The sequence below is a fragment of the Bacterioplanes sanyensis genome, assembly GCF_014652515.1.
In the GTDB taxonomy this organism is placed as follows: domain Bacteria; phylum Pseudomonadota; class Gammaproteobacteria; order Pseudomonadales; family Oceanobacteraceae; genus Bacterioplanes; species Bacterioplanes sanyensis.
Map to the genome: position 1 here is coordinate 264242 of NZ_BMYY01000002.1, position 23555 is coordinate 287796.

General features: G+C 55.4%; 20 protein-coding genes. 11 read left to right on the top strand and 9 right to left on the bottom strand.

Going from position 1 to position 23555, the window contains the following annotated elements:
• Window positions 1-19: 19 nt before the first annotated feature.
• The 6 genes from nusA to pnp all read left to right on the top strand — a co-directional run bounded on the left by nusA (window position 20) and on the right by pnp (window position 8171).
• On the top strand, window positions 20-1516 hold the full coding sequence (nusA, locus tag IE090_RS04260) for a transcription termination factor NusA (RefSeq protein WP_189387107.1): 1497 nt from the start codon (window positions 20-22) through the stop codon (window positions 1514-1516).
• A 27-nt stretch (window positions 1517-1543) separates the two neighbouring features.
• A complete protein-coding gene (gene infB, locus IE090_RS04265) occupies window positions 1544-4060 on the top strand; it encodes a translation initiation factor IF-2 (RefSeq protein ID WP_189387108.1) in 2517 nt (838 codons plus the stop codon).
• Window positions 4061-4142: 82 nt separating this feature from the next.
• Window positions 4143-4544 carry a 30S ribosome-binding factor RbfA gene (rbfA, locus tag IE090_RS04270; RefSeq protein ID WP_189387109.1) on the top strand — a complete coding sequence of 134 codons (402 nt, stop codon included), beginning with the start codon at window positions 4143-4145 and terminating at the stop codon, window positions 4542-4544.
• Window positions 4545-4546: 2 nt separating this feature from the next.
• Window positions 4547-5494 carry a tRNA pseudouridine(55) synthase TruB gene (gene truB / locus IE090_RS04275; RefSeq protein ID WP_189387110.1) on the top strand — a complete coding sequence of 316 codons (948 nt, stop codon included), beginning with the start codon at window positions 4547-4549 and terminating at the stop codon, window positions 5492-5494.
• Window positions 5495-5582: 88 nt separating this feature from the next.
• The gene (gene rpsO, locus IE090_RS04280) at window positions 5583-5852 is read left to right on the top strand and encodes a 30S ribosomal protein S15 (RefSeq protein WP_189387412.1); all 270 of its coding nucleotides are present in this window, start codon (window positions 5583-5585) and stop codon (window positions 5850-5852) included.
• Window positions 5853-6068: 216 nt separating this feature from the next.
• Complete coding sequence (gene pnp, locus IE090_RS04285) at window positions 6069-8171, top strand: polyribonucleotide nucleotidyltransferase (RefSeq protein ID WP_189387111.1); 2103 nt, start codon at window positions 6069-6071, stop codon at window positions 8169-8171.
• Window positions 8172-8217: 46 nt separating this feature from the next.
• On the opposite strand, the gene IE090_RS04290 is transcribed toward pnp, so the two are convergent.
• Together IE090_RS04290 and IE090_RS04295 are read right to left on the bottom strand one after the other, a co-directional pair.
• Window positions 8218-8487, bottom strand: coding sequence for a hypothetical protein (locus IE090_RS04290; RefSeq protein WP_189387112.1), 270 nt, complete (start codon window positions 8485-8487; stop codon window positions 8218-8220).
• A 96-nt stretch (window positions 8488-8583) separates the two neighbouring features.
• A complete protein-coding gene (locus IE090_RS04295; protein WP_189387113.1) occupies window positions 8584-9951 on the bottom strand; it encodes an MBL fold metallo-hydrolase in 1368 nt (455 codons plus the stop codon).
• Window positions 9952-10080: 129 nt separating this feature from the next.
• On the opposite strand from IE090_RS04295, the gene IE090_RS04300 reads away from it, so the two are divergent.
• Genes IE090_RS04300 through IE090_RS04310 form a run of 3 tightly spaced genes read left to right on the top strand, consistent with a single transcriptional unit; the run spans window position 10081 to window position 14953 of the window.
• A complete protein-coding gene (locus tag IE090_RS04300; protein ID WP_229815464.1) occupies window positions 10081-11610 on the top strand; it encodes a thymidine phosphorylase family protein in 1530 nt (509 codons plus the stop codon).
• Window positions 11610-12506, top strand: coding sequence for a ribose-phosphate diphosphokinase (locus IE090_RS04305; protein ID WP_189387114.1), 897 nt, complete (start codon window positions 11610-11612; stop codon window positions 12504-12506). Before IE090_RS04300 ends, IE090_RS04305 begins: the two co-directional genes overlap by 1 nt.
• Window positions 12503-14953, top strand: coding sequence for a phosphoketolase family protein (locus IE090_RS04310; RefSeq protein ID WP_229815465.1), 2451 nt, complete (start codon window positions 12503-12505; stop codon window positions 14951-14953). Before IE090_RS04305 ends, IE090_RS04310 begins: the two co-directional genes overlap by 4 nt.
• On the opposite strand, the gene IE090_RS04315 is transcribed toward IE090_RS04310, so the two are convergent.
• Window positions 14919-15698 (bottom strand): TonB family protein, encoded by a 780-nt coding sequence (locus IE090_RS04315; protein ID WP_189387115.1) that lies wholly within the window; start codon window positions 15696-15698, stop codon window positions 14919-14921. The two genes, IE090_RS04310 and IE090_RS04315, sit on opposite strands and share 35 nt — an antisense overlap.
• Before the next feature lie 217 nt (window positions 15699-15915).
• Here IE090_RS04315 and IE090_RS04320 point away from each other — a divergent pair, with 217 nt between their 5' ends.
• Complete coding sequence (locus IE090_RS04320) at window positions 15916-16518, top strand: peroxiredoxin (protein ID WP_189387116.1); 603 nt, start codon at window positions 15916-15918, stop codon at window positions 16516-16518.
• A 91-nt stretch (window positions 16519-16609) separates the two neighbouring features.
• Here IE090_RS04320 and IE090_RS04325 read toward each other — a convergent pair whose 3' ends face one another.
• The 5 genes from IE090_RS04325 to bioF form a co-directional block, all read right to left on the bottom strand.
• Window positions 16610-17656, bottom strand: coding sequence for a cyclic nucleotide-binding domain-containing protein (locus IE090_RS04325; RefSeq protein ID WP_189387117.1), 1047 nt, complete (start codon window positions 17654-17656; stop codon window positions 16610-16612).
• Between the two features lie 92 nt (window positions 17657-17748).
• Window positions 17749-18465 carry a dethiobiotin synthase gene (bioD, locus tag IE090_RS04330; protein WP_189387118.1) on the bottom strand — a complete coding sequence of 239 codons (717 nt, stop codon included), beginning with the start codon at window positions 18463-18465 and terminating at the stop codon, window positions 17749-17751.
• Window positions 18466-18471: 6 nt separating this feature from the next.
• The gene (bioC, locus tag IE090_RS04335) at window positions 18472-19251 is read right to left on the bottom strand and encodes a malonyl-ACP O-methyltransferase BioC (RefSeq protein ID WP_189387119.1); all 780 of its coding nucleotides are present in this window, start codon (window positions 19249-19251) and stop codon (window positions 18472-18474) included.
• A complete protein-coding gene (locus IE090_RS04340; protein WP_189387120.1) occupies window positions 19238-19933 on the bottom strand; it encodes an alpha/beta fold hydrolase in 696 nt (231 codons plus the stop codon). Before IE090_RS04340 ends, bioC begins: the two co-directional genes overlap by 14 nt.
• Window positions 19930-21093, bottom strand: a complete 1164-nt coding sequence (bioF, locus tag IE090_RS04345; RefSeq protein WP_189387121.1) for an 8-amino-7-oxononanoate synthase — start codon at window positions 21091-21093, stop codon at window positions 19930-19932. The genes IE090_RS04340 and bioF overlap by 4 nt, the downstream gene beginning before the upstream one ends.
• A 146-nt stretch (window positions 21094-21239) precedes the next feature.
• Between bioF and bioA the strand changes: the two genes are divergently transcribed.
• On the top strand, window positions 21240-22541 hold the full coding sequence (gene bioA / locus IE090_RS04350) for an adenosylmethionine--8-amino-7-oxononanoate transaminase (protein WP_189387122.1): 1302 nt from the start codon (window positions 21240-21242) through the stop codon (window positions 22539-22541).
• Between the two features lie 110 nt (window positions 22542-22651).
• Here bioA and IE090_RS04355 read toward each other — a convergent pair whose 3' ends face one another.
• Window positions 22652-23455, bottom strand: coding sequence for an ion transporter (locus IE090_RS04355; RefSeq protein ID WP_189387123.1), 804 nt, complete (start codon window positions 23453-23455; stop codon window positions 22652-22654).
• Window positions 23456-23555 lie beyond the last annotated feature (100 nt).

Sequence of the window (23555 nt, forward strand, 5' to 3'; positions counted from 1 at the left end):
TGCACAGCGAGGCTAGAAGATGAGCAAAGAAATTCTCCTGGTCGCAGAAGCGGTATCCAACGAAAAAGGCGTCTCCAAAGAAATTATCTTTGAAGCCATCGAATCGGCCTTGGCCGCTGCAGCGAAAAAACGTTATGAAGATGAAAACGCCACGATTCGCGTTGACATCGATCGCAAAACCGGCGATTACGAAACTTTCCGCAGTTGGTTAGTGGTCAGCAACGATGTAGTTCCAGGACTCGGCGATGAGCTGACCCTAGAAGAAGCGCACGAAATCGATACCAATCTGCAGCCCGGTGACACCTACGAAACCCAGATTGAAAACCCTGAGTTTGGTCGTATTGCGGCCCAAGCTGCTAAGCAGATTATTGTGCAAAAAGTTCGTGAAGCCGAGCGCGCACAAGTGGTTGAGCAATACGAGCATCGTATTGGCGAACTGATCAGCGGCACGGTTAAAAAAGTGACACGTGACAATGTCATCGTCGATTTGGGTAATAATGCCGAAGGTTTATTGCCTAAAGAAGAGCTAATCGGCCGCGAAATTATGCGCATGGGTGACCGTGTGCGCGCCATTTTATTCGATGTGCGTCCGGAAAATCGTGGCCCACAATTAATGCTGAGCCGCGCTCGTCCAGCCATGTTGATTGAGCTGTTCCGCATTGAAGTGCCAGAAATTGCTGAAGACGTTATCGAAATTAAAGGCGCTGCCCGAGATCCGGGTTCGCGTGCAAAAATTGCGGTAAAAAGCAGCGACAAGCGCATCGATCCTGTGGGTGCCTGCGTGGGTATGCGCGGCGCACGTGTGCAAGCTGTAACCAATGAACTAGGCGGTAATGAGCGCATTGACATCGTGTTGTGGGATGACAACCCAGCACAACTGGTGATCAATGCCATGGCACCTGCTGAAGTGGCCTCCATTATTATGGATGAAGAAACCAACACCATGGACGTTGCTGTGGTGGAAGAAAACCTTGCCCAAGCCATTGGCCGTGGTGGTCAGAACGTGCGCTTAGCGTCCGAGCTGACGGGTTGGGAAATTAACGTCATGACCGAAGCAGATGCGGCTGAAAAGCAAAATGCAGAAGCCTCAGGTTTCATTGACGGCTTTATTAAAAGCCTCGATATCGATGAAGACTTTGCCACCTTGTTGGTGGAAGAGGGTTTTACCACGTTGGAAGAAATTGCCTACGTGCCGATGGAAGAACTGCTGTCGATTGAGGGGCTGGATGAGGAAGTGGCTGGTGAGTTGCGTAACCGTGCGAAAGACGTGTTGCTGACCCAGGCCATTGCTTCCGAAGAGCAGCTCGAGGAGGCACAGCCGGCCGACGATTTGCTGGGTATGGATGGCATGGACAAGCACTTGGCGCTGGTATTAGCCAGCAAAGGTATTTGCACCATGGAAGACCTAGCAGAGCAATCGGTGGATGACTTGCTCGATATTGACGACATGACAGAAGAGAAAGCGGCCGAGTTGATTATGACGGCCCGTAAGCCCTGGTTTGAGGGTTCTCAATAAACCATTCGCTCGGCATAGGAGAAACGTATGGCAGATGTAACAGTTAAAGAACTCGCCGACGTGGTCAAAACCAGCGTTGATCGCTTGCTGTCGCAGATGAAAGAAGCGGGTTTGCCGCAGACTTCTGCAGAACAAACAGTGACCGATGAGCAAAAACAAACGCTGCTGAGCTTCCTGAAAAAAAGTCACGGTGAAGCAGCTGAAGCACCGAAAAAGATTACTTTGAAGCGTAAAGCAACGACCACGTTAAAAACGGGTCAAGGCGGTCGCAAGGCCGTTACCATCGAAGTGCGTAAAAAGCGCACTTACGTAAAACGTGAAGAAGTTGACAATAGCGCTGAAAAAGCGCGTCAGGAAGAAGAAGCTCGCTTAGCGGCTGAACGTGAAGCAGCGGAAAAAGCCGCAGCTGCAAAAGCGGCCGCAGAAAAAGCGGCGGCAGAAAAAGCCGCGGCTGAAAAGGCCAGTGCGGAAAAAGCAGCAGCTAAACCTGCAGCCAAAGCTGCTGATGCCGGTAAAAAAGAAGCCGCCAAGCCTAAAACAGCTGAAGAAGAGCTGGCACAAAAGCGTGCGGAAGCAGAGCTGGCAGCCAAGCGTCAGGAAGAAGGTGCTGGCCGTAAAAAAGGCAAAACCGATAAAAAGCGTGATCGTGATGACGACAGCCGCTTTATGGATCGAGACAACAGCGGCAACCGTGGCAACCGCAAAGCCAAGGTTAAGCTGAAGGGTGGCAATCGCCGTGCATCTAAGCAGGCGAATGAGCACGCGTTCACTAAGCCGACTGCGCCAGTGATTAAAGAAATTGAGTTGCCAGAAGCGATTACCGTCGGTGATCTGGCACAGAAAATGGCCGTAAAAGCCGGTGAAGTGATCAAAGAGCTGATGAAATTGGGCGTGATGGCGACCATTAACCAGACTCTGGATCAGGACACTGCAACCCTAGTGGTTGAAGAAATGGGCCATAAAGTTTCTAAACTGATTTCTGACAACGAGTTAGAAGAAGCGGTAACAGAATCGGTCAATTACGACGGTGAAGAAACCACGCGTGCACCTGTGGTGACCGTGATGGGTCACGTTGACCATGGTAAAACCTCACTGCTGGACTACATTCGTAAATCGCGCGTGGTGTCGGGTGAAGCGGGCGGTATTACCCAGCACATCGGTGCCTATCACGTTAATACCGACCATGGCATGGTGTCCTTCTTGGATACTCCTGGACACGCCGCGTTTACCTCCATGCGTGCCCGTGGTGCGCAATCGACGGACGTGGTGATTCTGGTGGTCGCTGCTGACGATGGTGTGATGCCGCAGACCGAAGAAGCGGTACAGCATGCCAAAGCAGCCGGTGTACCGATCGTGGTGGCCGTCAACAAGATGGACAAAGAAACCGCTGATCCAGATCGTGTGAAAAACGAGCTGTCTGCGCGTGACGTGATTCCAGAAGATTGGGGCGGCGATGTGCCATTCATTCCGGTTTCTGCACACACAGGTCAAGGCATCGACGAGCTGTTAGAAGCCGTGCTGCTGCAAGCTGAGCTGTTGGAGCTGAAAGCGCACTTTGACGGCCCAGCACAGGGTGTTGTTGTTGAGTCGCGTTTGGATAAAGGTCGTGGCCCGGTTGCTACCTTGCTGGTACAAAACGGTATGCTGAATAAAGGCGATATCGTACTGGCTGGTACCTGTTACGGTCGTGCTCGTGCGTTGCTGGATGAAAACGGCAAGCAAACCGAAGGCGCTGGTCCGTCTATCCCGGTTGAGATTCTCGGCCTGAACGGCACGCCGGATGCGGGTGATAATTTCATGGTGGTGGAAAGCGAGAAGAAGGCCCGCGAAGTGGCTGAATTCCGTGAAACCAAGATGAAAGAGCAAGTACAGCAGCGTCAGCAAGCGGCGAAACTGGATGCCCTGTTTAACAACATGGCCGAAGGTGAAGTCTCTAGCCTCAACGTGGTTCTGAAAGCCGACGTACGTGGCTCGTTGGAAGCCATCGTGGCATCACTGCAGAAACTGGCCACCGATGAAGTAAAAGTAAACGTGGTGTCGTCTGGCGTCGGTGGTATCACCGAAACCGATACCACCTTGGCGGTTGCTTCAGGTGCCGTTGTCTTCGGCTTTAACGTACGTGCCGACAATGCGGCGAAGAAAGTGGTCGAAAACAACAACGTCGATATGCGCTACTACAGCGTGATCTACGACTTGATCGACGACGTGAAGCAAGCCATGGCTGGCCTGTTGGCCCCTGAGCTGCGCGAAGAAATTGTCGGTGTGGCGGAAGTACGTGACGTATTTAAGTCGCCTAAGTTTGGTCAGATCGCTGGCTGTATGGTGATTGACGGTACGGTTTATCGTAATAAGAAAATCCGTGTACTGCGTGACAACGTCGTGGTTTACGAAGGTGAACTGGAATCTCTGCGTCGCTTCAAAGACGACGTACAAGACGTTCGCCAGGGCATGGAATGTGGTATCGGTGTGAAGAACTATCAGGACGTTCGCCCCGGCGATCAGATCGAAGTCTTCGACGTGCGCGAAGTTGCACGTACACTGTAACCAGCGCTTGTTGCTGCAAGAAGCCCGGCTCTGATAGCCGGGCTTTGCCGTCTCTGGGCGGCTCGTTTTTGAGGAATAAACTATGCCAAAAGATTACAGTCGTACCTCGCGCTTGGGTGAGCAAATCCAGCGCGAGCTGGCACAAATGATTCAGTTCGAAATGAAAGATCCGCGCTTGGGCATGGTGACCCTTAACCTGGTGAAGGTAGCGAAGGATCTGGGCTACGCCGACATCTATTTCACCGTGATGGGTGCCAAAGGCGAAACTGACGCCGAAATTCGCTCGCAAACCGAAGCCATTTTGAACGATGCCGCCGGCTATTTGCGTTCGCAACTGGCGCGTATTTTGACCACTCGAGTGACGCCGATGCTGCGCTTTCATTACGATGAAACCCTGGAGCGCGGCCATCATCTGACCGGCCTGATTCGCCAGGCGCGTCAGCAGGATGATGAGCGCCATCAAGACGACAGCGACGAGGATTAACCTTGGCGCGACGTAACAAAGGCCGTGCGGTGCACGGCATTGTGGTGATTGATAAGCCGCTGGGGCTGACTTCCAATCAGGTACTGCAGCGGGTGAAGCGTTTTTACAATGCGCGCAAAGCCGGTCACACCGGTGCCCTGGACCCCCAAGCCAGTGGTGTATTGCCGATTTGCCTGGGAGAGGCCACCAAGTTTTCACAAGTGCTGCTGGACGCTGACAAAGCCTACGACACCACCGCCGTGTTGGGTGAAATTCGCTCTACCGGTGATGTGGAAGGCGAAGTGATAGAAACGCATCCTGTCCCGGAACTGACCGAGGCTCAGGTAGAACAGGTGTTAGAGCAATGGCGCGGACCGATTGAGCAGGTACCGCCGATGTTTTCCGCGCTCAAGCTTGATGGCAAGCCTCTGTATGAGCTGGCTCGTCAGGGCATGACGGCTGAGCAAGCGCAAGCCATTGCCGACAAAAAGCGTCGCACGGTGAACATTCATGAGCTCACTCTCAATGCCCAGCGTGCGACGGAGCTAGACCTGTCGGTACGTTGCTCTAAAGGCACTTACATTCGCAGCCTAGTGGAAGACATCGGCAATGGCCTTGGCTGTGGTGCTTATGTGGGGCATTTGCGCCGCACGCATTCAGGCCCGTTCAATTTGACTCAGGCGGTGACGCTGGAGCAGTTGGAGCAACTGGCGGAGCAAGCTGATACCCACGCTTTAGATGCGCTATTGCTGCCCATGGCGCTGGCAATACCAGACAGTTGGCCGGTGGTTGAACTGGATGCGCAACAAAGCGCGAAAATCCGCCAAGGTCAGGCGATCAGTACTGGTCTTGCCGATTGTCCTTCAGTACAATTATGGGCCGTTGATTCAGGGCAGCGACAGCTGATCGGCATTGGTCGGATCGAACGCCGCGGCATACGCCCGCAGCGCCTGTTGCAGTTCGAGAGTTAACCGTCACCGCAGGTGACAACGCATGCCACTGTTAATGTGCACGGTGGTGATGCCAATTTTTATGCACATTCATTGTGGAGTAATAACAATGGCATTAACAGCTGCTCAAAAAGCTGAGATCGTAAAAGAGTACCAAACCGCTGAAGGCGATACTGGCTCTCCAGAAGTTCAAGTTGCCCTGCTGACTCACAACATTGTGGGCCTGCAAGGTCACTTCAAAGAGCACGGTAAAGATCACCACTCTCGTCGTGGTCTGATTCGCATGGTTAACCAGCGCCGTAAGCTGCTGGACTACCTGAAGCGTAAAGATGCAAACCGTTACCTGGAGCTGATCAAGCGCCTGGGTCTGCGTCGCTAAGATCTCGCTGTGCAGCAAAAGCCCTTCGGGGCTTTTGTTGTATCTGAACACTGCCTGCCGTTTGTTTTTCCAATTCCTGCCCCTACTGTGGTGCCAACCCCGCGTGTGTGCGGTGGTGCTTCTAAGCATGTGTCTTTGCCTTGAGTGGTGAGGGCGAATGCTTAGAAGCACCGGCAGTATGCAGGACGTCAATTTGTTTAAGGAAACCGAAACATTATGAGCATCATTCCTGCTGCTAAAATCAAAACCTTCGACTTCGGCGGTCAAACCGTCACCTTAGAAACCGGTCGTATCGCCCGTCAGGCTGACGGTGCGGTACTGGCGACCATGGGCAAAACCCAGGTGCTGGCAACGGTTGTGGCTGCGAAGAGCACCAAGCCGGGTCAGGACTTTTTCCCGCTGTCCGTTCATTACCAAGAAAAGATGTATGCCGCGGGCCGTATTCCTGGTGGCTACCTGAAGCGCGAAGGCCGTCCTTCTGAAAAAGAAACCCTGACCTCACGCCTGATTGACCGTCCAATTCGCCCACTGTTTGCCGATGGCTTTATGAACGAAGTTCAGGTCATTCCAACCGTGATCGGTTCTGAAAAAGACGTTGATCCAGATATCTTGGCGATGATCGCTGTATCTGCCGCCTTGGCGATTTCCGGCGTACCGTTTAATGGTCCAATTGGTGCGGCGCGTGTGGGCTTTACCGATGAAGACGGCTACCTATTGAATCCTACCCACAGCCAGTTGGAAGACTCGCTGCTGGACATGGTGGTTGCCGGTACCAAAGACGCGGTACTGATGGTTGAATCCGAAGCTGATGAGCTGACCGAAGACGAAATGCTGGGCGCGGTATTATTTGCTCATAAGTCTTTCCAGTCTGCCATCGACGCCATCAATGAGTGGACCGCTGAGCTGGGCGTTGAAAAGTGGGATTGGCAAGCCGAGCCACGCAACGAAACTCTGTACAATGCCGTTAAAGGCGAAGTGTTTGACGCGCTGAGCGAGGCTTACACCATCTCTGATAAGATGGCACGTTACGGTCGCATCGATGAAATCAAAGCTGCTGCGGTTGAAAAATTGGCAGCAGCAGAAGGCGAAGAGGGCCCAACGGCTGACGAAGTGGCTTCTATGGTCGGTGAGCTGAAATACGAAGTGGTACGTCAGCGTGTCATCGACGGTCAGCCTCGTATTGACGGTCGTGACAACGACACCGTGCGCCCTTTGACCATTGAAACTGGCGTATTGACCAGTGCACACGGTTCTGCCTTGTTCACCCGTGGTGAAACTCAGGCCATCGTTGCCACCACGCTGGGCTCTGCACGCGATGCACAGATGATTGACTTCCTGCACGGCACCAAAGACGATCCCTTCCTGTTTCACTACAACTTCCCTCCATTCTCTGTCGGTGAAGCTGGTCGCATGGGCTCTCCGGGTCGTCGTGAAATTGGTCACGGTCGTCTGGCCCGTCGTGGTATTCAAGCCATGATGCCAACCCAAGAAGAGTTCCCATACACCATTCGCGTGGTATCAGAAATCACCGAATCTAACGGTTCTTCATCGATGGCGTCTGTGTGTGGTGCCTCTTTGGCACTGATGGATGCCGGTGTACCGATCAAAGCGCCAGTGGCCGGTATTGCCATGGGTCTGGTGAAAGAAGCCGACAAGTTTGCCGTGTTGACCGACATCTTGGGCGATGAAGATCACCTCGGTGACATGGACTTTAAAGTAGCGGGTACCGACGAAGGCATCACCGCGCTGCAAATGGACATCAAGATCGAAGGCATTACTGAGCAGATCATGGAGATCGCGCTGGAGAAAGCCAAAGCGGCGCGTCTGCACATTCTGGAAGGCATGAACCGAGTGATTGCCGAGCCGCGTAAAGAGCTGTCGGAAAACGCGCCAACCATGACCACCATCAAGATCGATTCTGACAAGATTCGTGACGTGATCGGTAAAGGCGGCGCCACCATCCGTGACATCACGGAAAAAACCGGTGCTTCCGTCGACATCAACGACAACGGTGAAATCAATATTTTTGCCGTCGATAAAGCCGGCTCTGATGCCGCTAAGGCGATGATTGAAGCCATCACGGCTGAAATCGAAGTAGGCGTGACCTATGAGGGTACCGTCAGCAAGATCGTTGACTTCGGTGCCTTCATTAACGTTCTGCCAGGCAAAGATGGCCTGCTGCACATCTCGCAAATCAGCGAAGAGCGTGTTGAGAATGTGGCCGACCACCTGAGCGAAGGTCAGAAGGTGAAGGTTCACGTCATGGACGTTGATCCTAAAGGTCGCGTTAAGCTGACCATGAAAGGCGTTGAGCAATAAGAGCGAACGGCTTGAAACCAAAAACCGCTGCCTAGCAGCGGTTTTTTTATGCCTGAATGTTCAGCAATTGGCCCGGGCGAGGGGCGCTGTCGCCTTGCTCGACTTGTAAAAAAGTGTCTTCAACGGCATTGCGACCGCGTTGTCGCTGTGGCGGTGGCTGCTCCGGGTCGGTTTTGGCAATGTACTCCACCGCACCGACGCGGTCGTCACTGCTTGGCGGAGGGTTATTGTAGTTGGAAGAGGGTACAACAGCGCCGCCGGGGCTATTCGGCCGGTTGGGTATGGTGGGCAAATAGGTCAGGCTCGATACGTCCATAACAGCATTTCACAGCGACTGTTTGGCTACTATAGAAGCCTGCATCTGAGCCTGCGAACCCATTACTTACAGAACGCTACCTTTGGCAGGTAGCGCCTACAGCTCGACGCTTTGCAAATACTCAGGCACTTGTGCGCGCCAGCCGAGCTCATCTTCGATTTTTAAGCGCATGGCATCGGCGGCGCAGTCTTCACCGTGGGTGATAAACACCTGCTTGGGCTGACACGATGAGTGCCTTAGCCAATCAATAATTTCTACATAGTCGCCATGACTGGAGAGTGCTTGCAGGTTGTGTACCTCCGCCCGCACAGGAAAATATTGGCCGTGGATTTTAACGTGGTCAGCGCCGTGGGTGAGGGCATCACCGCGTGTGCCGGCGGCCTGATAGCCGAGAAACAATACGCTGTTGCGAGGGTCACCGATCAGGGTTTTCAAATGGTGTAACACTCGCCCGCCGCTGGCCATGCCACTGGCAGAAATAATCACCGCCGGATACTTGCGGTTATTTAGTTCTATTGATTCTTCCACCGTTTTCACATAGGTGGTGATGTCATCCATGCGTTGGCAATCTTCGCGGCTGAGTTTGTGTTGCTCATGCAGATCAAAAAAGATCTCGGTGGCGCGAATGGCCATGGGGCTATTCAGGTAAATCGGCATGGTGGGAATGCGCTGCTGCTGGCGCAGTTGCTCCAGTATGTGCAGCACCATTTGTGCCCGACCAACGGCAAACGCGGGCATCAGCACAATGCCGCCGCGGGCAGCCGTGCGATTGATAATATCGGCGATGACTTGGTGCTCATCGACGTCTTCATGGCGGCGATCGCCATAGGTCGACTCCACCACCAAATAATCGCTTGCTGGCAGGGGCTTAGGTGGATACATGATCAAATCGTCACTGCGGCCGACATCGCCACTGAAGGTAATGCGTTTGCCCTCGTAAGTGAGGCGAATGGCGCTGGCTCCCAGAATGTGCCCGACTGGGAAGAATTCAGCCGTCATGCCGCCGGGCAGTTGCACTGGCTCAGCAAAGGACTGAGCTTTGAACTGGCGCAGTACCTTGCGGGCGTCTTCTTCGGTATACAGCGGCTCGGCTGGCTGGTGGCGGCTGAACTTTTTTTTGTTGGCGTACTTGGCGTCTTCTTCCTGCAAGTAGCCGGCATCCGGCAGCAGTACCTTGCACAGTGCTTTGGTGCCCTCGGAGCAATAAATCTCTTTGTGATAACCCTGCTTCATCAAGGCCGGCAAGTAACCCGAATGATCGATATGAGCGTGGGTGAGCAAAACGGCATCCAGTTCGGATGGTTGAAACGGCAGCTCGGCCCAGTTGCGCCGGCGCACGTTTTTAATGCCTTGGAATAAGCCGCAATCCAGCAATACACGATGACGGCCATAGCTAAGCAAGTACTTGGAACCGGTGACGGTGCCGGTGGCACCAATAAACTGCACACGGAAGGAACTGCTCATGTGACTCTCCTTTTCATGACTTTGATCAGGATAAAGACAGGCGGCAGCAACAGTGTTGATGCAAGGCAATAACGGCGCAGGAGTGAATCCCTACACTGGCTGGCATAACAGATTAATGTACGAGTCACCATGAACAGCAGCACCTCTCCGGCAGCGGATTATTTGCATCTTGTGCGCATGGGCATCGACACGCACCAACAACCTGTGGTGTTTATTCGCAGCGATTGCCACGTTGCCATTGCTGAAGGCTTTAACGCCAATGCCCAAGTTGAAATACACACCACGGATCAGCGGTTGGTCGCGCAGTTGGTGCTGGTAACCAACGATCGCTTGCCGTGTGAGCAGGCGGCGCTATCAGAAGCAGCTTGGCGACGCTTGGGCTGCCCGCCGGAAGGCGAAAAAGCTTGGTTGCATCATGCGCATCCGGTGGAGTCGATGTCGTACGTGCGCGGTAAGCTCTACGGCGAACGCTTCGATCAACAGCGCGCCCGCGCCATTATTAATGATATCCATGCTGGCCTTTACAGTGACATTCAATTGTCGGCCTATGTCACCGCTTGTGCCGGTGATCGCCTAGATACCGATGAAACCATCGCCATTACCCGTGCCATGGTCGACAGTGGCCTGCGTTTAGAGTGGGACAACGACGTGGTGTTGGATAAACACTGCGTCGGTGGTTTGCCGGCCAATCGCACCACCCCCATTGTGGTCGCCATTGTGGCCGCCAATGGTTTGCTTATGCCCAAGACTTCTAGCCGCGCCATTACCTCGCCGGCGGGCACCGCTGACACCATGGAGACGCTCACCCATGTCCAGCTTGGCTTTGAGCAAATGCAGCAGGTGGTTGAGAAAACCGGCGCCTGTTTGGCTTGGGGCGGCTCGGTCAGCCTCAGCCCCACAGACGATATGATCATTCGTATAGAACGAGCGTTAGATCTCGACAGCGAAGGCCAGCTGGTGGCCTCCGTTATCTCCAAAAAAGTGGCGGCGGGTGCCACCCACGTGTTGATTGATATTCCCGTCGGGCCAACGGCCAAAGTGCGCAGCGAAGAAAAAGCCCACAAGCTCAGACAGTTGTTAGAGACCACCGCGGCGGCCATGGGCCTGCAAGTGCGCACCGTCATCAGCGATGGCAGCCAGCCCATTGGTCGCGGCATAGGCCCAGCACTGGAAGCCAGAGACGTGCTGCAAGTGTTGCAGAACGATTTACATGCCCCGCAGGATTTACGGCAAAAATCGCTGCAACTGGCGGCAGCACTGCTGGAAATGGGCGCTGCTGCTGAGCCAGGCAGTGGCCATCAGTTGGCCGAACGCACCTTGCTCAGCGGCGCTGCCTGGCAGCAATTTGAGCGCATTTGTCAGGCTCAGGGGGGGCTTAAGCAACCCCAGCCGGGTGCTTTCAGTCACTGTATTTATGCTTCTCACGGCGGCGTCGTGGCCTATTTCAACAACCGCTTTTTGGCGCGCTTGGCATCACTGGCAGGGGCGCCGAATGCGCCTGGCGCTGGCATCGAGCTGCACGTGCGTCTGGGCGATGAAGTGCGCGCCGGTGCCCCTTTGTTTACCTTGTATGCCCAAGCTGCGGGCGAGCTGGCTTATGCGCTGGATTTTCTCGATGGTCATACCGACGTGATCCGTATTGAAGAGGAGCTGGTGTGATGAAGTTGCTGTGTCTCGATCAGCACCAAGCCATGGCGACTGCGCTCAGCAGCGCGCTAGGGGCAGAGCAGCTGCCGTTGGAGCAGAGGCACTTTCCCGATGGTGAGCTGTATTTCAATTTGCCGGCTGACGTCAGCGGTGAAGACATTGTGCTGCTGTGTCACTTGCATCAGCCCAATGATCCGGCCATGGCGATCTGGTTTTTGGCTCGTCATCTGCGCGATATGGGCGCCGGCAACATCATTCTGGTGGCGCCGTATCTGGCGTATATGCGTCAGGATATTCGCTTTCAGCCTGGTGAGTGCCTGACTTCTAAGTATTTTGCCGAGCTGATCAGCCAAGCCGTGGATGGTTTGACCACCATCGACCCGCATTTACATCGCTACAACAGCTTGGATGAGATCTACCGCATTCCCAGCCGAGTATTGCACGCGACAGACGCCATTGGTGATTATTTGCGTACCTTGGCAAAGCCGTTGGTGATAGGCCCAGATGCCGAAAGTGAGCAGTGGGCGACAGCGGTGGCCAATGCGGCCGGCTGTGATTATTTGGTTCTTAATAAGCAACGCAGTGGCGATCGCGAGGTGGCCATAGATGTGCCTGATATTCGCCATTATCAACAGCACACGCCGGTGTTGGTGGATGACATTGTGTCTACCGGCCGTACCATGTTGCGCACGGCTGAGCAGTTGGTGCAGCAAGGCTTGCCCAAGCCGCTGTGCATCGCCGTGCATGCGGTCTTTGCCGAAGGAGCTGAGCAAGAAATGCGTGCCGGCCCCATCGCCGATATCGTCAGCTGTGATTGCATCCCTCACCCAAGCAATCGTATCGCCACCGCCGGTTTGCTGGCGCCGGCCATTAACGATCTGATGGACCAGATCAGGAGGTCAATATGACTCAGACCAACCCTATGCCGTTAACTATGAGCGCTGAACAGTGTTATCAGCAGGAAGAAATCGCTGCTCAGGCCCTGCAACATCGTCAGTACGACCCTCATTTTGCCCGTTGGGCGGCAGGTTGTGGTGTGATCGAGCACAGTGATCGCACTCAATTACAGGTCTACGAGCTGGCCACGGCGCTGGTCGAAAGCGGCCACATGGCAAAGCGAGAAGACTGTTATCGCAAACTGGAGGCGCTGGATCAGCTGTGCAACCAAGCCATGTGGCTGGTGGTGCACATGACCTACGCCAAACAGCTATTTCTCGATGGCCGCGATTTGGCAGCGGAGCATTTTAAACGTGATCCGCAAGGTCACACAGGTGGATCACTTAACATGGTGCCGGCCTATGCCGGCATGCTGGCCATCAATCACTTAACTCAGACCCACCGCGATTGGCTGATGGGACAGGGACATTGCGTGGCGGCGGTGGATGCGTTGCAGTTGTTGACCGGCACGGCGTTGCCTGAGCGCCGCCAGCAGTATGCCCTCAATGACGACGGCCTGAGTCAGTTTATTGCCGATTTTTATAACTATCGCATTCGCCCAGATGGCAAACCGTTGTCGCCTTTAGGCTCGCACGTCAACGTGCACACCGCGGGTGCGAGACTGGAAGGCGGTTATTTAGGTTTTGCTGGTCTGCAGTACGTGCATCAGCCACTGCCGGGTGAGCGCTTGGTGGCCTTTTTAAGCGACGGTGCTTTTGAAGAGCAACGCGGTAGCGATTGGGCTGCGCGCTGGTGGCGGGCAGAAGACTGCGGCTTGGTTAGCCCTATCATGATTGCCAATGGCCGCCGTATTGATCAGCGTACCACCGTGGCGCAGCAGGGCGGTGTGGATTGGTTTGTACAGCATCTGCATCATCAAGGCTTCAACCCCTTTGTGATCGATGGACGTGATCCGGCGGCGTTTGTCTGTGCCATTTATTTTATGGAGCAGCATTTGCAGCATGCCGGCGACAGTGTGCAAGCCGGCAAAGCCAGCTACCCAGTGCCTATGCCTTATTGCATTGCCGATACTGAAAAAGGCTTTGGTTTTCCCGGTGCCGGCACTAACGCTGCTCATGGTTTACCGCTGGGCAGTAACCCTCGCCAAGATGCTGATGCGCTGCGTTATTTCCATCAAGGTGCCAGAGCTTTATTTCAGCCTGTAGAAAAGTGGCAAGCTGCCTGCGCTGAGCTGAGCCAACCTAGGCCGATCTGGCGCCCAGCGGCCGTCACCATCAACCGTCATGAGCCGCAGTGGCGCGATAAGCCTGTGTCACCTATGGCTGCCATCGACCAGTACTTTGTTGATCTGGTGGAGGTCAACCCACAGCTGCGGGTGCGAGTGGGCAACCCAGATGAGCTGCGCTCAAACCGTATGAATCAAACCTTGGATCATCTACATCATAGGGTGACTGAACCAGAGCAGGGCGCCGCTGAATCCACCGATGGTGCGGTCATTACCGCGCTAAACGAGGAGGCCGTAGTCAGTGCTTGCCTGGCCAATCAGGCTGGTCTCAACCTGGTGGTGTCGTATGAGGCCTTCGCCAATAAAATGCTGGGGGCTTTGCGCCAAGCGATTATCTTTGCCCGTCATCAAAAAGAAGTCGACGACCCAGCAAGTTGGTTGGGCCTGCCGGTGATATCAACCTCTCATGTGTGGGAAAACGGCAAAAACGAGCAAAGCCATCAAGATCCATCGCTGGCGGAAAGCCTGCTGGGCGAGATGTCTGATATGGCGCGGGTGGTGTTTCCGGCCGATGCCAACAGCGCCATGGCGGCGTTAAAAGCGTGTTACGGCGATTTAGGCACGGTTTGGAATTTGGTGGTGCCTAAATCCACCATGCCCGCTGTGATGGATGCGCGCCAGGCCGAGGCTCTGGTGCAGGATGGTGCGATTTGCCTGCGCGGTCACTGTGCTGCCGAGTTACAGCTGGTCGCTTGCGGTGCTTACCAGTTGCAACAGGCGCTGTTGGCCAGTGATCGGCTGCGTGAGCTAGAAGTGGCGCACTCGCTGATTTATTTGCTTGAGCCTGGCCGCTTTCGGGTGGCGCGCGACGAGTTCGAAGCGCAGGTTTTAGCCAGCGAAGCGGTGTTTGAGTCCTTGTTCCCAGCGCGGGTACAACAGCGCGTATTTTTGTGCCATACCCGCCCAGAAGTACTGCTGGGCCACGCTCGCATGTTGGATCTGGGGCCGCAGCACACGCTGGCACTGGGTTACGTTAACCAAGGCGGCACCCTCGACAGCGACGGTATGTTATTCGCTAATCGCTGCACCTGGGCCGATGCCGTGGCGGCGCTGGCACGTTTAAGTGATCGTGATCCGCAGGACTGGCTCAATGCCGAGGAATGGGCCGCTATTTGCGGTCAAGGTGATCCGTATCAGATCATCCGCGATCCTTATCCGCCGCTGCCATCTTAAGCGTTGGGCGAAAAACAAAGGGCTCCTCTAGGTCATCTGGCAGTGGCGGAAACGGGTTGGCAGCCAATACTGCGCGCACGGCCCAATCGTCTAACTGGCGTGAGCCCGAGCTGACGATGACTTGCACGTGCGTGGCGATGCTGCGGTAGCGAATGTGCAACTCCAATCGCACTTTGCCCTGCAAGCCGCTTGGTGCCAGCAAGTGTTGGCGCAAGTGCGCCATGATTTGTTGCTGATAGCTGCGCTCACGCGGATCACTGCTCCATTGTTGCTCCCCCTCGTTAGCCAGCGGCCGTTGTGTTGCTGGGCGGGGTGTTGCGGGGCTCGCAGCGCTGGCGGGTTTAACCGGTGGGTTCGCTGACTGAGTAGGCTTGGCGGTGCGGATCGGTTGGGGCGATGGGCTAGTTGATGGCGAGCTCGGTACTTTAGCACTGGCGATGGTAGCAGGCTGTGCGGGTTGCTTGGGGCTGGCCGGTTTTGTAGGCGTAGCCGGTTGGACTGGCCGTGCAGGTACGTTCATCGGCTGACCGCGCAATGTATGCGCGGGCTGGTGCAGTATGGGTGGTTGGGTGCGCGTTTGCAGCTGTATTTGTACTTGGGCGTGTTCGGTGGCGGTAACGTCGATATCACTGTCGATGCTGGCCAAAAGCCAGACATGCAGCGCCGCCGATATGCCAATGAGCAGCAGCACACGCAAGCGTCGGTGCCAGGGTTGGCGGGCAGCAATGCGACGACGCAATGACATATCAGTCCCTTGTTGCAGACCTGAAGCCGGTCTTGTGTTTCTGTTCTTTATAGCTCTGTACTATGAGTTGTATTGGCAAAACTAATCAAAACCCCTGATTCTGATAGTGGTGGTGGGATTAGCCCAAAACGCATTGTATGATAGCCAGTCTTTGCAGTAAGCGGTGACTGTGTTACCGGTGAGTCGCAACGATTAAACCCCACAAGGAGCTATTGATATGAGCGTATTAGTAGGTAAGCAAGCCCCAGATTTTACCGTACCTGCGGTACTGGGCGATGGCACCATCGTAGATTCGTACAACTTTGCTGAAGCCACCAAGGGCAAGTATGCATTGGTATTCTTCTACCCACTGGACTTCACCTTCGTGTGCCCATCTGAGTTGATCGCTCTGGATCACCGCATGGATAAGTTCAAAGAGCTGGGCGTAGAAGTGATTTCTGTGTCTATCGACTCGCACTTCACTCACAACGCATGGCGCAACACGCCAATCGACAAAGGCGGCATCGGTGAAGTTAAGTACACCATGGCAGCTGACGTTGATCACGGCATTTGTAAAGCTTACGACGTTGAAACTGCTGGCGGTGTTGCTCTGCGTGGCGCTTTCTTGATCGACAAAGAAGGTCTGGTACGCGCGGCTAACATCAACGACCTGCCACTGGGTCGTAACATCGATGAGCTGGTGCGTCTGGTTGAAGCACTGCAGTTCCACGAAGAGCACGGCGAAGTATGCCCAGCTGGCTGGAGCAAAGGCGACAAAGGTATGGACGCATCACCAGAAGGTGTGGCCAAGTACCTGGCAACCGAGAGCGACAAGCTGTAAGCACGGTTTGACGTGAAAAAGCCCGCGCTACGCGGGCTTTTTTGTGCCTATTTAAACGTTAGGATGCTTCTGAATAATTCGATGCCTTAGGTTAGGTATCGCTTTCAGCGCGGCGAATAATGCGGGTTTGCAAGCCGGCTTCACTCAGCAGATAGGCGGCGGCCTCGCCACGGCTGTCGTCGTGTAGCAAGTAGATAAAATCCGGTGCCAGCTCACTGGCGCGTTTGCGTAATTGGCTGAGGGGTAGCAACCGTGCTTTTTGCAGCGGTTGAATCGTTGCTTCGCGCTCGCTACGCACGTCGAGCAGCACGATCCCGGTATCGCTTTCCTCCTGTAGGGCCGGGATATCGGCTTCATTGACGTACTCCAGCACTGGCTGTTTGAGCAGGGTGGTAAAGTCTTCTTTGCTTAAGACCATGAGTTCACCCGCCGAACTCATGGTGACGGTGGCGTTGCGGGGCAAGTCGCTGATCAGGGCATCTTCACCAAATAGCGCGCCGCGATCGAGCGCCGCTAGGGTTTCTTGCTGCGCGCCTTGGCCGCGGCTGACGATGGCATTGCCGTGGCGAATGACATAGCAACAGTCGCCGGGTTCACCTTCACGCACAATGACCTCACCCAGCTGCACGCTGCGCTCTTCAAAGCGGCTCAGCAATTGCTGAATGTTGGCGGGTGGAATGCGGTTAAACAGCGCCGAAGTCAGCAGTGTTTCCAGCCAGTCGGTATCTTCGTCGTCTTGATCATCATGCTCATAGGACTGGCGCAACTCTGCCCAAGTGGTGATCAGCTCCAGATATTGCCTAGGCACGGAGGCGACGGTGCTGTCGGTATGGGTGATGCCAGCGCAGCGGTGAATCGGGTGGCTGCCATCGAGGGCGAGAAAGTTTTCGTCATCGTCGGCTTGCAGGGTTTCGACATGAAACTGCTCGTCAGCCAAATCGACAGCACCAGCCAGCAAAAAGTGGCAGTTACTGTCTTCTTGGCCACGTTTAAACAGGATTTTTTTCGAAGGCCACTTGCTGATTTGAAAATGCGGCAACAACTCGGCAACGGCATCCGCTGAAAGATCATCAAACGGCACAAAGTGCTGCAACCGGGATACCAGTGCTGTTGAATTGGGTGCCGAGGGTGTGGTCATGACTGCCAAGCCTGTTTTTATTCGCTACCGCAAGCATAGCAAAGCCCCAGAGCCCTGACTCAAGGCAGGAGCCTCCTGATTCAAGAAGCCCGCTATCCTTCCGGCAGCGTCAGTGCCGCTGCCACGGCGTCCAGTTGTTGGCTATCGAAAGCATCAATGCCAGCGCAATGCGGCACCTCGCCTAGGCAAGGAATGTTGTTCTGGCTGAACCAGCGCCGTAAAAACTGAACGTTTTCCGCTTGTACCTGCATGTCTGGCTGAATGGCGTTGGCGACCCAACCGGCGACTTGGCGGCCATGGGCCAGCAGCATTTGTGCCGTCAGCAGTGCATGGTTAATGGCCCCCAGTTTTAGACCAACGACCAATATCACTGGTATATCCAAGCGTATGGCAAAGTCCGCCAGCGTCTCTATGTCGCCTTGGCTGCCATCATTGAGCGGCACCAACCAGCCGCCTGCGCCCTCGGTTAAGTGCAAGTCGGCGTTGATCTCGAGGGATGGCTGGCAAGCGTTTAATAGCTGGCTGACCGAAAGCGAGCGTTGCTCCTGCGCGGCGGCAATGTGCGGGGCAATGGCGGCTTGCAGCGCAACCGGGTTATGCACATGGTAAGCGTGCTGCAAGCTGCTGTAATGGCGCAGCAGGCGAGCATCGTCGTTTTGCCACTCGCCTGAGCGCTGTTCGCAACCGGCGGCGACGGGTTTCAGGCCAAAGGTGCTCAAACCTTGCTGATGGGCTTTGTGCAGTAGGGCGGCGGATACCAGAGTTTTGCCGGCGTCGGTATCTGTGCCGGTAACAAAATAGCGGGCCATGGTGAGTTACTCGTCCGGTTTGTGGGCCAGCCACCAGTGCAGCTGGTAGCTCAATGGGTACTGGTCTTGGGCATCTTTGGGGTAGTGATGTTGCAACTGCTGCAGTGCTTTGCGCCCGCCAAGGCCACTGGCGCGGCCAGGGTTGACGTTGGTGGCGCCAATGGCTTTGAGGCTGCGCAGCAGTGTGCTCATGTCGGCAAACTGCTGGGTAAAGCATTGCTGTTGTTGTTGCGTTAATACCAGGCCGGCAGCGTCGATGGCCTGGCAAATATCGGCCTGGCTGCTGAAGCGATTGACGTGTGGGCGCTGGTCGATGGCGTGCCAGGCCTGTTGCATTTCTTGGTGGGTGCCGGGCAATAAGCTGGCGACGGCAATGCAGCCGCCGGGTTGCAGCACACGCTGCCATTCGCGTAGCGTCGCGGCGGGGTTTTCACTCCATTGCAGCATCAGGCTGGAAACAATGCCCGCGGCACAATTGCTGGCCAAGGGGAGCTGATCCGCATCCGCCTGCAGCCAGTGCAGCTGCGGGTTGTGATACTTGTGTTGCGCTTGCTGCAACATGCCAGCGGCCATATCGATGCCGGTTAATTGGCGTGTGCCTTTTTCTAACAGCGGTGCCACCGCTGCGCCTGTGCCGCAGCCAATATCGAGCCAATGGCCCTGTAGTCGCTGGGGCAGCAGCGCCAGTAGTTGTTGCAGGGCATACTGCTGCACGGCGGCAGCAGCGTCGTAGCTGGCGGCGGCGCGGCTGAACTGGCGGGCAACGAGACGTTTATCGCGTGTCATACACCGCCTCCGCCAGCTGTTGCAGTCGTTGCAGCAGTGTTGGGTGATCCTCTCCGGCAAACAGGGCATGACTGCTGCCGCAGGTTTGATAGTCGAACCCCGTCGGCTGCAGCGCATCGTTGGCGCCGCACCAGTGCTCAGCTGCTGCCACATCGGTCAATGCAGCGTGCTCCAGCCAAGGCAAAGTGTGCTGCAGTATCGCCGCATCGTTCAGTTGGTAGTGGGCTAGCTGGCGCGCGCGTTGACGGGCATCACGGGCGCCGCGACAAGCAAGGGCCAAAAAGCGCTGTGCCGTGCGCTGCGGGTGCTGTGCCAGGTTTTCTTTAAAGGCTTGGTAATCGGACGCTGGCATGCAAGGCCCTACAAATTGCCGCCCGGTAGCGAGGGTGACGAGGTGTTTAGGTTGGATCTGGCTCTGTTGCTGCGCAGTCAATAAGGCCGCTTGGCAAGCCAATGCGCCGCCCAGTGACCAACCCACCCACAGGCCGCTGGCGGGCAGGGTGGTGATCAAGTGCTGTAAAAACTCATCGACGCTGACGGCCTCATTGGGGTAGCTCATGGCGTAATGCTGGCCCGGCAGCTTCTGATACAAGTCTTCAAAGACCTGTGGCGAAAAGCTCCAACCCGGCCACCAGAGCCATTGCTGCGGGCCTGGGTTGTGCTGCAGACAGTGCCAACTCATGGTTGTGCCTCCAGCAAGGTACAAAGACTCTCTACCAGTGCGCTGATCTGTTCGGGCTGGTGGGCCGCGCTTAAGGTAATGCGCAAACGCGCACTGCCGGCAGGCACGGTCGGCGGGCGAATGGCACTGACCCAAAAGCCTTGTTGCAGCAGTTGCTGGCTAAGCCACAGCGCACGCTCGCTGTCACCGACGGTGAGCGGCTGAATGGCGGATTGTGACGGCATTAACGGCAACTCGGCGCCAGCGGCCAAGCGTTGGAACAAGGCGATATTGGCATTTAACTGGGTTTGCAAATCGCCTTGCTGTAAGCGCGCCAGTTGACTCAGCATGGCGTCGGCCAGGGCCGGTGGCAGGGCGGTGGTATAAATGTAGGAGCGAGCGAACTGCACTAAATAATCGGCCATGGCGTCATCACAGGCGACAAAGGCACCAAAGCCACCCAGGGCTTTGCCCAGTGTGCCTACATACACTGGCAACTCGCTGCTGCTGAGATTGAAGGCGATTTTGGCGCCTTCACCGTGAACACCTAGGGTGCCAAAACCGTGTGCATCATCAATCATCAGCAGCGCGTCGTGCTGCTGCGCAATGTTGGCTAAACGCGGCACATCGGCGCAGTCGCCGTCCATGCTGAAAATACTGTCGCTGACAATTAAGTGCGCACCAGCGTCATTGTGGTCTGCCAATAACTGCTGCAAATGCTCGCAGTCGTCGTGGCGATAGCGATGCAGGCGTCCGCGACTGAGCTGAGCGCCGTCGAGCAGCGAGGCGTGATTGAGTTTGTCTTGCCAAATATGATCACCGCGCTGTGCCAGCGCACTGATCACCCCTAAGTTGGCCATATAGCCGGTAGAGAACAGCACGGCACGCGGATAGCCGGTGTGCATGGCTAGGGCGTGTTCCAGTTCGGCATGGGCACGGCTATGGCCACACACCAAATGCGATGCACCACTGCCGAGTTGCCATTGCTGAGCGGCTCGGGCCAGTGCCGCACCGCCAAAGCTGGCCAAGCCAAGATAGTCGTTGGCACAAAAGTTAATCACGCGCTTGCCATCGCGCTCGACTAAGGCGCCTTGCGCACTGTCGAGTTGCGCACATTGGCGCCATAAATGTTGTTGTCGTCGCTGTTGCAGAGCGGTGGTAACGCGTTGCTGCCAGATCATGATGTCGTCGCCTAGCCGTTGGTAAACTGCGGCTTTGATGTGTCATCGACAGTCGCAGAGTGGCTCATCATAATGAGCGCCGTTAACCGGTCAATGGCATTTAGGTTTACAAGTTTACAGGCCATCTATGCCGTTAAGGAGTGATCATGACGTTTTCTGCCCCCATCGCTGATCAAGTGGATCTGGACTTTGATCGCCAGCATATCTGGCACCCTTACAGCTCCATGACTCAGCCAGCGCCCGTGTGGCCAGTGGCGTCTGCTACAGGTGTTCATATTCGCTTAGCCGATGGCCGTGAGCTGATTGACGGCATGGCGTCCTGGTGGTGTGCGGTGCACGGCTACAATCACCCCAGGCTCAACCAAGCGGCAACGGAGCAGTTGCAGCACATGAGCCACGTGATGTTTGGCGGCCTGACACACGCGCCGGCGGTGGAGCTGAGCAAGCGTTTGGTGGCATTAACGCCGGAGCCGCTGCAAAAAGTCTTTATTGCCGATTCTGGCTCTGTGTCGGTGGAAGTGGCCATCAAAATGGCCATTCAATATCAGCAGGCGCGTGGCTTGACTGGCAAAACCCGGCTGCTGGCGTTGGAGCGCGGTTATCACGGCGACACCTTAGGCGCCATGTCTGTGTGTGATCCGACCCGTGGCATGCACAGTTTGTTCACGGGCTTATTGCCGCAACAGTTGTTTGTGCCTGCGCCTCAGTGTGGCTTTGACGATGACTGGGACGACAACGATATCGCACCGCTGCGCCATCGTCTGGAGCAGCACCACCAGGAGATTGCCGCGCTGATCTTGGAGCCCATCGTGCAAGGCGCGGGTGGCATGCGCTTCTATCACCCCGAGTATTTGCGCCGTGCGCGCGCGCTGTGCGATGAGTTTGATGTGCTTTTGATTGCCGATGAAATCGCCACCGGTTTTGGCCGCAGCGGCAAGTTATTTGCCTGTGAGCATGCTGATATCGCGCCTGACATTATGTGTCTGGGCAAAGCTTTAACCGGCGGTTACATGACCTTGGCGGCAACTCTAACCACCACTCAGGTGGCAGAAACCATTTCCGCCGGTGAGGCTGGCTGCTTTATGCATGGCCCGACCTTTATGGGCAATCCGCTGGCGTGTCGGGTGGCGTGTGAAAGCATTGATCTGTTGCTTGAGTACGACTGGCAAGCGCAGGTGCAGCGTCTTCATGCCGGCTTACAACAGGGGCTGGCGCCAGCACAAGCATTGCCCGGAGTAGCGCAGGTGCGGGTGCGCGGTGCCATTGGTGTGATTGAAATGCAGCAGGAGGTCGATATGGCACGGCTACAGCCCGCTTGCATTGAGCAAGGCATTTGGGTGCGTCCGTTTGGCAAATTGGTGTATGTGATGCCGCCGTTTGTGATGACAGACGAGCAGCTGCAACAACTCACCGGCGGCATGGTGGCAGCGCTGCAACAGGTTTGTTGAACCTATTGCACGTTTTGCACGGTGGCCTTCCAGCTCTCTTGCATCCTACGGTTGCTTGCTAGAGGCTGGAATGGTCCGAGCTAAGCAGGCGTACGTCTGCTTGGTTGAGACTAGCGCTGCTGTGCCTGGATCAGGGCTTTAAGCTCGCGTATTTCGCTTTGCAAATCTTCTATTGTCGCTTTGCCGTCGACTTCATCCTGTTCCGCGCGCTCACGCGCGTGCTCGTCTTCCAACACATTGACCACAATACCGATCACCATGTTGAGGAAGGCAAACGCCGTTAAAAAGATAAAGGTCAGATAGAAGATCCACGACAGCGGATACACCGCCATGGTTTCGTACATGACATCGGTCCAATCCTCGAAGGTCATCACCCGGAACAAGGTCAGCATGGAGATGGAAATATCGCCCCACAGTGTCGGGTTGATATGGGCAAAGAAAGTCGCACCGACGGCGGCGTAAATGTAAAAGATAATAAACATTAACAGCAGCACATAGCCCAGCTGTGGCAAGGCGCGCAGCAGTGAGTTCAGCAAGGTTCGCAGCTCTGGGATAATCGACACCATCCGCAGCACGCGGAAGATTCGCACCAACCGGCCGATTAGGGCCATTTCGGTGTCATCCACCGGAATCAAGCTAATCACCACCACTAGGGTATCAAACACGTTCCAGCCGCTGTGGAAAAAGCGCTTTTTATTCGGTTCGGCAATAAAGCGAATCACGATCTCAAACAAAAAGATCAGGGTAATGGCGACATCCAGCCACAGAATCAGCGTCATTAGCGATTCTGGGATCTTGTAGGTCTTAGCGCCGATCAACAGCGCCGACAGAATAATGATGGTGACAACAAACAGTTCAAACGCCTTGTTGTCACGCAAGCGCTGGGAAGCGCGCTGGATTTGCTCAATCTTCATGGCAGTTTTAGGTCCGACATTTCAGCAAGCGGCGATTCTACTGTCGGCACCGTGAATTGCCTACTCCTTGATATTGTTAGTTAGTGGTCACTTCCTTAGA